General features: G+C 62.6%; 10 protein-coding genes. All 10 read right to left on the bottom strand.

The genetic code is table 11. From position 1 onward, the window contains the following. Positions 1-313 (bottom strand): hypothetical protein (locus tag FJY68_07100; protein ID MBM3331606.1); only part of this gene is annotated, 313 nt, incomplete at its 3' end. 296 nt (positions 314-609) lie between these two features. Beyond that, the gene (locus FJY68_07095) at positions 610-1,155 is read right to left on the bottom strand and encodes a hypothetical protein (protein ID MBM3331605.1); all 546 of its coding nucleotides are present in this window, start codon (positions 1,153-1,155) and stop codon (positions 610-612) included. Further along, entirely contained in the window at positions 1,152-2,576 is a 1,425-nt protein-coding gene (locus tag FJY68_07090) for a hypothetical protein (GenBank protein MBM3331604.1), read from the bottom strand. Before FJY68_07090 ends, FJY68_07095 begins: the two co-directional genes overlap by 4 nt. A 52-nt stretch (positions 2,577-2,628) precedes the next feature. Continuing rightward, positions 2,629-4,248 carry a hypothetical protein gene (locus FJY68_07085; protein MBM3331603.1) on the bottom strand — a complete coding sequence of 540 codons (1,620 nt, stop codon included), beginning with the start codon at positions 4,246-4,248 and terminating at the stop codon, positions 2,629-2,631. 331 nt (positions 4,249-4,579) lie between these two features. Continuing rightward, positions 4,580-5,251, bottom strand: coding sequence for a hypothetical protein (locus tag FJY68_07080; protein MBM3331602.1), 672 nt, complete (start codon positions 5,249-5,251; stop codon positions 4,580-4,582). Between the two features lie 280 nt (positions 5,252-5,531). Then, positions 5,532-8,237: a tetratricopeptide repeat protein gene (locus FJY68_07075; GenBank protein MBM3331601.1), complete on the bottom strand. Its 2,706-nt coding sequence runs from the start codon at positions 8,235-8,237 to the stop codon at positions 5,532-5,534. A 183-nt stretch (positions 8,238-8,420) separates the two neighbouring features. Then, positions 8,421-9,371 carry a hypothetical protein gene (locus FJY68_07070; protein ID MBM3331600.1) on the bottom strand — a complete coding sequence of 317 codons (951 nt, stop codon included), beginning with the start codon at positions 9,369-9,371 and terminating at the stop codon, positions 8,421-8,423. Between the two features lie 18 nt (positions 9,372-9,389). Then, a complete protein-coding gene (locus FJY68_07065) occupies positions 9,390-10,616 on the bottom strand; it encodes a hypothetical protein (protein MBM3331599.1) in 1,227 nt (408 codons plus the stop codon). Positions 10,617-10,687: 71 nt separating this feature from the next. Continuing rightward, positions 10,688-12,064 carry an aspartate ammonia-lyase gene (locus FJY68_07060; protein MBM3331598.1) on the bottom strand — a complete coding sequence of 459 codons (1,377 nt, stop codon included), beginning with the start codon at positions 12,062-12,064 and terminating at the stop codon, positions 10,688-10,690. A 102-nt stretch (positions 12,065-12,166) separates the two neighbouring features. Then, positions 12,167-12,991 (bottom strand): hypothetical protein, encoded by an 825-nt coding sequence (locus tag FJY68_07055; GenBank protein MBM3331597.1) that lies wholly within the window; start codon positions 12,989-12,991, stop codon positions 12,167-12,169. Positions 12,992-13,038: the final 47 nt, after the last annotated feature.

Genomic DNA, 13,038 nt, shown 5'->3' with positions numbered 1-13,038 from the left:
CATTCCCAACAACCAGGACTTCGCCACCGAACCGCCAGTTGAAGGTGATTGCCGGGTCTCCGAGGAAACAGAGATCGTATGCCTCGCCTGGGTATACCCACCTCGGACCACCTGCATCGTACGGATCATAGTACTCGAAGTACGTCGATGATGAGTCTGACGGATCGGGGAAGATACCCCAGATCTTGCCATCCCCGTAGGTGATGGCGCTACCGGCCTGCACCTCGGCAGGGTATTCCACTGGATCCAACTGATCCCAGGCGATGGCCGCCGCGGCCAGGAGCATTACACAGACTATCGTGTGCTTGAGCATGGTTATCCTCCTTTGCTCAAGTTGTCGGCACGCCTTGTGCGCCCTGGGGTGTGCCACTGTCTCGGACCCGGTGCCGGGTTGCAGAGCCGGCCATGACTACCGTTGCCCGAAAGCACCGGCGGTTGAAAACCGCTCATAGTCTTGCCATCCCCTGCTTGCTTCCTTCTACATCCCGGCTACAATCTCTCGGGCAGCACAGAGTCCAACTCTGAACCTGTTCTTCCTGGCCGGGATTGCAGGTGCTGCCCTTTGGTTCATCCGATCTTCCGTAGTCAGAGCTTCGGTTCCCCTAACTCTCATTCGCTCTCGTGGTTCGGAAGGCTTGGAGCGCCGCCGGCGACTGGCGCGTCGAGGCGGACGAAGGGCCCGCCGAGCGTCGTCGGTGACGGTCTGCCGCCAAGTCCGCTGTCAGTAGCTGTGCTCTTGATAAGACGCTGCCAGTGAGTCTCTCGCCCGCGCCTCCCTGCCGACTCACGCGGGTGCGATGCCAGCCAGTCTTGCCTCATCTTGGCAGCCCAGCCTACATCCGTCGCGGCCAGTTGTGCGAACGAGTGCGGCGGGGCTGCGTGCGAAGTGGCGTTCTCCATGAACCCCACATAGCCCCCGACCATGAGGCCGAACAGAGAACAGCAGGCGAACATCGCAAGCCAGTAAACCGTGTGAAAGCTGTCCAGACTATGCTCGCGGCTCCAGCGTCGTGCTCTTGTCAGCGTCCCTTTCACGGCGAGCCATCGCTGCCCGGAAGGACACGGAACTCGCGGCGGAGCGGCGGCTCCCGCGGCAGGACCGCTTCCGGGCATGGTCAAGCCGATGAGCATTCGGGCTTGTTCGCTTCGGTTCATCTCGTCACCACTGCCTTTCTGGCGTCGGTGAAGTCGGGCGTGTCGAGACGGACCAAGTACACGCCGCGTGGGACGGGACTGCCGACACTGTCTCGGCAGTTCCACAGAACTCGATGATCTCCTGCCGGCTGCTCTTCCGCGACGAGACGCCTGACTTCCCGCCCGATCAAGTCGTAGACTGATAGGTCGACTCGGCACGGCGACCCGATCGAATAGCTCACTTCGTAGCCACGCGATATCGGCTGTACGAGCAGTCCCGACTTAGATGCTGAGGAAACCGGAGCCGACTCCTCAACCACGCCGCCTTCCACGTCGCGCAGGACATAGACCTTGTTGGAATCGCCGATGACGAATATCCGCTGGCGAATCGGGTCGAGCTGAATGTCATAGAGCATCCCCCCGAGCAACATGCCCGGCACGATTACCGAGTCGGTGTTGCAGTCGATGACCACAAGATAGCCCTCGTGGGTCTGACCGGGGTCATCGACTAGTACGTACACCCGGTTGCTCCAAGGTACCCACCGAATGCACTTGCTGGTGTTTCCCTGGCGCACGCACTCGAACTTCTTCAGAACCGAGTCCGTGGCGCAGTCAATAACCCACATCGTGTCCGGGTGATCGTACCAGCCGTCGCAGTCGGTCATGTACACCTTGTCATCCGTCTCGTCCACGGCAACCTGCTTGTAGAATCCCCGGCGTATTCGCACTGGGAGCACGCTGAGTAGCGTATCCCGCTGGGTGTCGACTATGCCGACGTCGGCATACGATAGCTCAAACTGCTCTGACGATACGTATGCCCTGCGGGAGCTACGACTGAATACGCAAGCGTCGGGCTTGGAAGCCCTGATCGCGCCCACGTCTATGACCTTCAGACACGAGTCCTCCAGGTAGTCGTAGACATAGAGCTTCTTGAGCGAGCCCTGTCCCACGTAGAGCTTGCGGCCGACCGAATCCCACGACGCACAGGTGCTGTGCACCGGCAACCGGCGTGTCACCGTGTCGGTGGCGCAATCATATTCGTAGAGCGTGTCCACTGCCGGCTTGTACCGGCGGTCAATGTCACTGAGGTAGACGTCCGAGTGCCACTCACGGCAGACTTCAAGCCATCCGATGACCGAGTCGGCCGCGACGTCAACAACCATCGTGCTCTCCGGACGCGGATTGCAGGTTACGTAGAGCTTCTGCCTGCGCCAGTTCCAGGAGTAGTGGTCGAGAAAGGACAGTGCTGGCATCTCCGATTCTATCTCATACGTTGAACAATTGAGCACAGCGTAGACACCATCGCAGTAGTCAACGTAGAGTTTGTTCAGATCGGGAAAGAAACAGCCACTCCCGACCAGCTTCGAGAATCTGATGACGGTATCGATCTCAACCTGCGCGAAGAGCAGTGCGGGAAGCAACAGCAGTGCGAGTCTGGACATGAGCACTCCAATCCCGGAGGGGCGGGAAGCCCCGCCCCTCCGAAAGAGTTGATTACTTCACTACGGCCTTGAGCGTAAGCTGCTTCGCACCGATGTCAAGCAGCACGAAGTAGGCTCCCGCGCTCAAGCTGCGACCTTCAGCATTGCATCTCCAGCTGAGCCGATGCATTCCTGGCTTCTGCTCCCCGGCGTCGAGGTAGCCGATCTGCCTGCCGACCACATCTAGCAGTGACGCTCGAACATGCACCGAAGTTGGCACTTGATACGCGATCTCAATCCCTTCGCGGCTGGTGACCAAGTGTGCGCCGGTCACGCCCTTCCGGGAGACCGCGGCCTGCTGCCCATCCCCGTACGCGTTCGGACCATCCACCCAGTAGAAGGCCTGGGTGTTCGAACTCGGCAGCAGGTACATGGTGTCACCGGCGCCTATGACCATCGAGGACCCCATGTCGATGTCGTAGGGATAGTACGAGTTATGGAACGGCTCCCCGCTGTCGTCGTCCCACACATACCAGCGTTGGTACTGCTGACGAGCATTGTCGTAGATGTAAGGTGCGTCCTCGCCATGGTCTTGGCCGGCGAACGCGGCCATCACGACCGGGGAAAGCTCGTCCTGCACTGGCGTGCGCGTCGTGATCGACGTGCCAGGCTCGGGATCCAGTGGGGCGTTGTCAAGCGACACCCAAGTGTTCTGACCGATGTCGTATCTATTGGTGTAGTAGGTGCTGTAACCGTCGACGATGGCGATGATCGACCTGACGTTGGAGCCGAAGCTGCCCTTGTCGTAGGCCATACAGGAACCGTCCTGCAGAGGCGCATGGGGAATACTCGCGATCGTCTCCCATCCGCCGTCGAGGGTGAAGTTGCGCGTGCCGGCGCACCAGGACCACGCACCGCCGATCCAGGCGGCGGAACGCCAGTAGTAGGTTCCATTGGCGAGATTCGAAGGCGGCTCGTGCTCCGGACTGGAGACTTGTTCGTCGATCACTGTGTCGCTGAAATCCGACTGGGTCGAAACCAGCAAACGATATGCTGTGGTAGCCGTGCTTCCCCACTTGAACAGCGGCGTCTGGTCAGCGATGGTTGCGCCCGGCCCGGGGTGGTAGCCATACGGATCAAGGTTCGGAGGGAACAGCGCGGGAATCGAGTATCGCCAGAAAGCCGTGGTGTCACCGGGAAGGCAGTATATCCACCCCGGCACCGGCCAGTACACCGATGAGTAGTCCTCATTGGGCACGTAGACGATGCTCGCGCCGTCTGCGAAGGAGAAAGTGTCGATGACGACCTGGCCACTTTGACCGCTGTCGCTTGTGTACCAGTAGAGCTTTGAGACCGTTGGGTTTGTGCCGCCGAACCAGACGACCGGCTGCTCGAGCCACTGGAACGTGATACTGGTGTTGTGAAGGTGCACGCCAACCGTGAACGTCGTATCCCACCCTAGCGAATCCAGGGTGTCCCCCTGGTGTACGTACTCGTAGATGCGGGGGAAGGTCATGATGTAGGTCTTGTTTTGCGCATTGACGGGGAACATTCCCCAGACAAGGCTGTCTCCCCATGCAAGGTGCGCGTTCGCCTCGTTGTTGACCGGGACACGGCCGGAGCTGTCCGGCTGCTCCCAGCCCATGACCGCGGCCGCCACGAGCATTATGCTGACTACCGTGCACTTGAGCATGAAAGCCTCCTTTCAGGTCTTTTGCTCAGGGCGCACTCGAGCACCTTAGAGTGCCCCACGGACCTCGTACCCGGTGCCGGGATGCAGAGCCGGCCAGGACTACCGTTGCTTGTAGCACCGGCGGCTGAAGACCGCTCATAGTCTTGCCATCCCCTGCTTGCTTCCTTCTACATCCGGGCTACAATCTCTCGGGCAGCACAGAGTCCAACTCTGAACCTGTTCTTCCTGGCCGGGATTGCAGGTGCTGCCCCTTTTCTTGTCTGTTGCATGACCCACTGAATCGGCTCGATTCCCGGGACGCGGGCACAAACCGAAGGCCTGGCTGCTCGGCTCATTCGCCGGTCCAGACTCGCCGTACATCTCTGACCAGTGGGACGACCCCGAACGCATCGCCCCTGTACTCGATGCAGGCGTAGCCGCGATCGCGCGGCCGCTCCACTACGACATCCAGTCGAACACCCCTCTCGCCTGTGCGGCGAGCCTGAGACGCGAGCACCGACGAAACCAACCCGAGCGCGACTGTTACGCGCCACGGCTGGTCGCCGAGCAGACTGGCGCCGAAGAAGACCACGAGTGGAACATCGCAGGGAAAAGGGGCTGGGGGTTGGGGGCTAGGGATTGGGGTCCGGATTCCAGAACTGGTCGCCAACCCCGAATCACTCATACGTGACTCGGCTTTGGTGCTCTCGCTGGTGACGTGATCCGACCGCTCGGCCTGGGGCCGCGAAAAAGGGGGCAGTCCCTCGGAGCAGCCCATCGGATGTGCTGCGGTACAGTCCCCATTTTCGCCGGACGTGTCCCGCGCGGCGGGACCTTCGTCTTCGAAACCGATGCGCTGCCAAGCCGAACGCACAAGCGGCACGGCCGCGTGATAGCAGAATCCGCCGGCGTGGGCCGCCGTGGCGAAGTTACCGGGAAGCAGAGCGATTCCGACCGGAACTTGGCAACCGAGCTCTCGCGCCCTCGCGGCCACATCGCCGAAATCCCTGGTTTGTATCGACATCACGCTGACACCTAGACACGAAACATGCCGGCTAGGGGCACGCAGCGTAAGCTACGGCGGACTAGCTAGTTGCTTGGTCCTGGACCTAGAGAGAGGAAGGCACGGGTGCCATTCTGCGCCCAACGAAGGACGACCCGAGATGCAGGCAAGTGATTTACCTTCAATGGACTGCGACGGGAGTGCCATGAATGCCCACTTGGTGCCGTCTCTTGGCACTCCTCAAGATCGAAGGACTGTCTTGCCTAGGCTACTAGTGAGTCAGGACTACCCGCCGCTGACGTCAGTCGCTGTTGCGGTTCAGGTTGTGTTTGTGGAGCAGACGAAAGAAGTGCCTGCGGCTGAAGCCCGTGAGCTTGATGGCCTCCAAGGTGTTCCCCTTTGCCTGCCTCAAGGCTTCGACAAGCAGGGCCCTCTCCGCTTCGTCCGACTTGGCACGCACGCGGCTGCGCAAGCTCTCTCGCGACTGCGTGTCTGGAACGGCGTCACACTGCCTCAGGTCAAGCGGAAGGTCCGTGACCTGGAGCATGTCACCATCGGCAAGTAACACTGCCCGTGCGACAACGTGCTGGAGTTGCCTGATGTTGCCGGGCCAGTCGAAACGGGCAAACAAAGACAGGACATCGTCGCTTGCGCCGTGGGTCCGTCGATCGTATTCCTGAGCTGCGCGGGCGATGAAATACCTGGTCAGAACTGGAATGTCCTCTTGCCGACGACGCAGCGGCGGCAGGACAAGCTGAACCGTATTGAGGCGGTACAGCAGGTCGCGTCGGAACAACCCCTCGCGCTCGCGCAGGTCAAGGTCCATGTTCGTCGCAGCGACAATTCGTGCGCCGACCGGCCGTTCGGCGGTCCCACCGACTCGCGTGACCGTCTTGTCCTCGATGACGCGCAGCAGTTTGGCCTGGAGCGCAGGGCTCATGTCCCCGACTTCGTCAAGGAAAATGGTCCCTCTTCCCGCCTGTTCGAACTTGCCCGGCCGCGCTACAACGCCGGTTGCCGCACCCGCCTCGACCCCGAAGAACTCGGCCTCAAGCAGGGCTTCCGGAACTGCTGCGCAGTTGACCGTGACAAAGGGATGGTCGGCGCGAGGACCCGATTCATGCAGTGCGCGGGCTATGAGTTCCTTGCCGGTGCCGCTCTCGCCGCGTATCAGCACCGGAACCGGAGCGTCGGCCAAACGCGCCACGATGCCGAGCAGGTCGCGCACCTCGCGGTTCCGGCCCACCACTCCGCGGAACCGCAGCGCGGAGAGCTCAGGTTCGCAGTCGGCTTCGATTGTCCCGAGTTCTCTCAGCCTCGCAAGCGCGGGCGCGAGTGTCTGGGACACAACCTCAAGGACCTCGGGGCTGACACGCGTCGTCAGAGAGACTGCCCGTTTGAGCCAGACAAGACCGACTTCACGTCCCTCCATCTTCACCGGAAGTGTCATTGACAGGTCGGTCTGCGTCAAGGTCACTCGGCCCGCCAACTCAGGCGAGCTCGGATTGCCGCGCAATGCCACCGGCCGGCCGCCGGCCAGCACCACGCCCTGCTCAAATCGGAGGTTGTCACAGAGCATCGCCAGGGCACGCTCGACAAACTGCTCGGGCACCAGCTCCAGGGCGGTGATGCTGAGCAGCCCCTGGAGCAGAGCGGCATTGCGGTCGGTGTCCATCTCAAGCCGGTAGAGCAGCATGGTTGCCTCTTCTGCCTCGGCTACAACGGCGAGTCGGCGGAACGTCTGAGCCGCGGCCTGAAGCAGGGGTCGGGCCTCTTCCGGCCGATTCACTTCGATGAGTTCTCGGCCATGCTGCAGCCGTGCGATGGCGAGCTCGAACGTATCGCCGAGCGGCCCCAGCACGGCTTCGGACCGGCTGAAGAAATCAAGGGCTTGGGCCGGGTCGCCACGGGCCGAGGTAAGAAGCGCCTGAACGCGGAGTGTCTCGCCCTTTTCTGTTGGTAGACGCAGGTCGGTCGAGTGATGCATAGCCTGAACCAGCAATTCCCAGGCTGCATCGAGTCGGCCCCGAGCCAGCGCCACCTCGGACCGGCGGCAGCATGCGGTCGCCAGCATGCGGCGGTCTCCGGGCTCCTCGCACAACCGAGCGGCTTCGCTCAGGACGTCCTCTGCCCGAGCGAGGTCTCCCTTACGGAAGTGAGTCCAACCCAGATTCGTGAGAGCCTCTCGGTACACGCCTCCGGCTCGCCGGTGTTGCCGCTCTGCTTCGATCACCGCGCGGAACATGAGCACAGCGTGGTCGTACTCAGACCGCTTGAGTGAGAGCTCACCGAGCGCGTTTCGAGCCGCCGCCAGCGGGTCAGAGAACCCGTGCTCCTCGCACAGCGAGATTGACCGATAGAAGTCCTCGGTTGCCTCGGTCCAGCGGCCCATGGCGGCAAGGGTCCAGCCGATGTTGTACAGACTCGTTGCCCGGCCATGCGCGTCTCCGGCTCTGGTACTTGCTGCCAGACATTGCCGGTAGCACTCAAGTGCCTTGCCAAGAGCTCCCTGCAGAGCATGGACGCATGCGAGTTCGTTCAGTGCCAAGGACTCACCCTTCTTGGACCCGATCTGCCGGAAGGTCTCCAGATACTCCTGGAAACACTCAAGTGCGGACTGAAGCTCACCCCGCTCCGTGTTCATCGTCCCGACTAGATAGAGCCAGTACGCACGAGTCCGAAGGTCGCCGGTTGCATTCGCCACCGTGAACACCGTCTCGGCATGGCGCGACGCGGCATCGAGATCGCCCGCGCGCCGCGCAAGTTCGCCGAGCATGTAGGCCGCCCGGCCCTTGTCCTTGATTCTGCCGACGGCCTCGGCTTCAGCTACCACCTGTTCCAGCAGCGGCCTGACCGCAACCGGATCCTTGAGCCAGATTCCCTCGGCCAGTTCCATCGTGGCCACCACGCGCTCAGCCGGAGTCGTGGCCGAAGCTATGCGGTCACGCAGTTGCTGCAGCTTGTCAGGGGGCTTGGTCTCGCCACTCATTGGAGAAGAAGTGAGCATAGTATCGACCTCTGCCAAGTCAAGCGTACTCGTCGCCCTGAAGAACTCAGGACTGAGGTGTTGGCTGATGCGGCCGGCTCGGGATGAAACCGAGGAACGGCATCTGCGCCGCCCCTCCGACGTCGTTTGCCAAGAAGAGGGGCAGGCGCGTGCCTGCCCCGACTCGTTTGCAGCCGACTGCTGCTATCTCGTCTTCACCACGCGCACTGGTGCTTGCGCTTGAGCTTGTGCTTGCGCTGTCCGCAGGAAGTAGACTCCGGCCGCGAGCCCAGCGCCAATCCGGTCACCCTTCGCCGTTTCAATGTGTCGACCCGAGTGATCGAAGACGGCAAACTCGTCACGCTCGTGTCCAACAACCCGGCAACACGAAATGAACGGATTGGGCCATACCTCCAGGACGTCTGCCCTCCGTCTTCCGTCTCCGGTCCCCGGTCGCTCCGTGATTCCCGCCTCGAACTGCCAGGCGTAGCAGGCGCCGCCCTTCGTACCGGCGATCAGGTACGCGCCATCGTGCTCGATGAAGTTGAGCGCGAGCACCGCGCGGCTGTCCAAACCGGCGTTGAGCGGATTCCAATTGCTTCCACCGTTGGTTGAGATCGACACGCCGGCTGCGCCGCCGGCAAGCAGCGTATCCGGGCTGCCCGGATACTGGAGGACGACCCGGATATTGCCGCCGTGCAGGTTCGTCCAGGTCGCACCCGAGTTGGTGGTCTGGAACGCTCCGTCGGGCGTAGCCGCAATCACCCGGGCTGCGTCGGTCGGGTGGATCTCAAGCGAAAGGACCGTGTCGGTCGGCGCAGTAGCGGTCTTTGACCAACTGGAACCGAAGTCGGTCGAACGGTACACCGCGGCCGCGCCCGCAATCACGCCGCCCGCGTAGACCACGTTCGGCTGCGAAGGTGCGATTGCCAGCGCCCAGCAGAAACCGGCCGAGGAGGGCTCCGGATTCGTGCGTGTCCAGGTTCTGCCGCCGTCACGCGAGCGAGACACCACGAATGACCAGTTCGTCTGAGTGAGCGGTCCCCTGCCTCCCGTGATGATCAAGTCAGTCGAGTCCGGGTGCACAACGCAGCAGCCTCCGTCGTCGTAGTAGGAGTCCATCTGTGTCCAGACGGTCCCGCCGTCTGTGCTCACGAAGAGCTCGGACTGCCCTCAGCCCGAGCCTTCGAGTGCCCAGACTATGTCGCCCATGGACCCGGGCGCGAGCCCGATGCCGCAGATGGCGCCGCAGGAGAGGAAATCCTCACAGCGGGCCCAGGTTCCGCCGGCGTCCTGGGACTGAAACACGGCGTTCTCCGACGCCTCGACATAGACTGGCTGCGGATCCCACTGCCCCGAACTGATGGCCGGGATCGTTGCGATCCGGATGCCGGTGTTCGCCGGCGCCCACTGGGCTCCGCGATCTGCGGTCTTGATGACACCCATCGCTCCCGGCGAGTAGACTACATCGGCGTCCGCCGGGTCGATGATCAGGCTGCCGCCCTTGCTCTGCTGCACGTTGCCGGGCTGAAAGACCCAGGTCGCGCCCGAGTCGGTAGACACGAAAAGGCAGGGCGCCGTATCGTAGCCGAGGCAGTAGGCAAGGGCGGGATTGGCCGGAGAGAGAACGAGGTCGAAGCCGATGGCGATGCCGGCGACGCCGGTCCAGGATGCCCCGGCATCAGTGGAACGGTAGACGCCGCTGCTGGCTGCGGCCAGTAGGATGTCGGGGTTCCCCGGGTTCACGCCGATAGCGTCGATGGAAGCGCTGGCCGGCAGTCCGGCGCAGGCAGAATCCCAGGTGGCGCCACCATCGGTGGTCTTGAAGACCAGTCCGTACATGCACCCAAGGTAGGCGGTGCCGCTATCGACCGGGTCGAACTCGACGCAGTACGCGAATCCGGTGTCGGAATCCACTTGCGTCACGCTCCAGGACTGACCGTAGTCGGTGGAGACGATGACGGCGGGAGTATAGTAGCTTGAGTAGTTGTAGCCGCTTGCGAAGAGACGGCCCGGAACGAACGGGTCTGCAGCCATGTTCGTTGCGTACGTAGGCAGGGAGTAGCTGTTCCACGCGGCTCCGCCGTCGGTCGAACGCCAGACCGCATTGGCAGTCTTCCCGTAAAGGTAGTCAGACCGGTGGGGGTCCACGAGCAGCATGTTGACGCTGTAGTCCGGCAGCAGGCCCACGGTGGTCCAGGCGGCACCGCCGCTCGTTGTCTTGAACACACGCGGGCCGTCCGGGTACTCGTACGGCAGTGCGTACAGGGTCGCGGGCTGCTGCGGGTCAAGTCCGAGCGCGACGATGTTGCCGCCGTCCGGCCCGATTGCGACCCAGTCGGCCGAGCCGATCGAAGTGCACGCAAGCAGTGCGGACACGAACACTGCAATTCTCGCCATTGTTGCTCCTTTCATACTCAAGAATCTAGCACCCAGCCCCACACGGTGTCAAGCCGGACGGAAGCGACGGGTCACTTGGACTCCGTCCCGGGCCCGAACAGCTTGTCTGCCTCTTCCGGGCTGACGATTCCCTTGTCGAGGGTCAGTTGCCGCACCGACTCGTGTTTCTCCAACGCCTCCTTGGCCAGTGCGGCGGCGGCGAGGTACCCGATCCGGGGAGCGAGCAGTGTGGCCAACGCGGGATTCAGGTCGAGGTATGCACGGCATCGCGGCTCGTCGGCCCTGATGCCGGCCACGCACCGTTCCGTGAAGACCGGCAGGAAGTGGCCGAGCAGGCTGAGCGAACCGAGGATGTTGTGCACCATCACCGGGGCGAAGACATTGAGCTCCAGTTGCCCGGCCTGGGCTGCGAGCGAAACTGCCAGGTCGTTACCGATAACCTGGAAACAGATCATGTTGAGGCACTCGCACAGCGACGGGTTGACCTTGCCCGGCATGATCGAGGATCCGGGCTGAACCGCCGGGAGCAGGATCTCACCCAGTCCCGCAACAGGTCCGGAACCCAGCAGCCTCAGGTTGTTCGCAAGAGTTCCCAACTCCTGCGCCAGTTCACGGAGCGAACCGGAGAACGCCGCCAGTTGTGCCCGGCTTTGCAGCGCCTCGAAGCTGTCGCGGGCCGGGGCAAGCGCCAGCCCGGCCAAGTCCGACAGCTTTGCCACAACGAGCGACCTGAACCCGGCCGGCACATTCGCACCCGTACCGACCGCGGTCCCGCCGATCGCGACCTCGTAGAGATCCTGCTTCCTCTGCGCGACCCTCTCGCCCGCTCGTCGCAAAGCGGTCGCCCACGCCCTGAACTCGTCGCCCAGTTTGAGGGGCAGTGCGTCCATCAGGTGTGTTCTTCCGGGCTTCTGGACCGTTGCGAATTCCCGGCTCTTCTCCTCAAGTGCCGCGGCGAGCGCGGAGAGGGATGGAAGCAGCCGGTCAGCTGCGAAGATAACCGCCAGGTGACAGGCGGTCGGAAATGTATCATTGGACGACTGCGACATGTTCACGTGGTCGTTGGGCCCGATGAACGCGTAGTCTCCTTTGGGGCGGCCCGCAAGCTCCAGCGCGCGATTCGCCATCACCTCGTTCACGTTCATGTTGGTCGAGGTGCCGGCCCCGGCCTGGAATGCATCGACAAGGAACTGCTCGGCCAGCCCGCCCGCCAGTATCTCATCGGCTGCGCGCGATATCAACTTGCCCTTTCCCTTGTCCAGCGCCCCCAACTCCACGTTCGCCATCGCCGCCGCCTTCTTGACAAGGACGTAGGCGCGGATCATATCCGGAGAGGTCCTGAACCCGCCGACCGGGAAGTTCACCAGCGCCCTGGCGGTCTGGACGCCGTAGTACGCACCGTCCGGGAGCACAAGCTCGCCGAGTGCGTCGCGTTCACTTCTCGGCACAGGCCATTCCCTTCGGTTTCACCCGGCCAGGCGCACCTGCAGGCCGGCGTTTGCGGTACGGTGCTGAAGGTGGATGGGCACGACGGCTCCGGTTGCCACCGGTCAGGGCACGGGCGGCAGTGTATCCGCGTGGCCGGCCCGGTAACTCTCGAGCACCATCTTGGTGTTGTTCTGGATATCGTTGAGGCCGACGAAGCGGTGCGGCTGGGCAAGCTCGTACCAGAACCTGACCTCCCGGGTGGGAAGTATCAGGACGATTTCCCGACACATGATGTCGCCGACGTTGGTCGGTATGAGCTTGGTCCCGAGTACGAGGAATTTGACCGGCACCGTCCTGAATTCGAACGGAACTACGAGATTGTCACGGAACGACGTTCCGGAAACCAGCGGGACGGCGCGGAGCCAGGTCTGCACCATGTCGTATGAATGGAAACGGCCGGGCAGGCGCAGTAGCTCCTCTGTCGCCCCGTCGATAGTCTGTTTCTCGATCTGCACCCTGCCGCGAGAGAAGCGGGCGGTGAGTTCGAACTCCGATATATCCGTCTGCATGGCCCGATAGGTCCTGAGGGGTGAGAGGTTGTCGCGGCGGAAGACCACGTGAACCGAATCGAAAAACCACTCGGCATCGGGCAGCGGCTGGATCACGTTCGTTACAACCAGGGTGGGAACCAATCTGACACTGTCCCCCTGACCGCCGTCGTTCATCTCCTCATCGAACTCGAGGGTGACAGCCGAGCGGTAGAGAGCCGAGTCGTTGCGGGTGACGACGTAGCGGGAGATTTCGCCATCCCTCCATTGGGGCACGTCAAACGCCGGCATCGGCCCGAGGTCTTCGGTAACGCAGGCGAGCAGCAGGCACCAGCCGCACGCCGCCAGCCAAGAGCCGTGAATCCGGAGCTTCGAGCTTCCTTGCCGGCGCACGCTCATCACGTCAATCCTATCCCTTGGCTCTGCTGAGTCAAGCGCCCCGACCT

It is taken from the genome of candidate division WOR-3 bacterium (genome assembly GCA_016867815.1).
GTDB lineage: Bacteria > Hydrothermota > Tepidihabitantia > Tepidihabitantales > Tepidihabitantaceae > UBA2258.
Note: the sequence above shows the minus strand (reverse complement) of the source record. Positions and strands in the feature narration are given on the sequence as shown.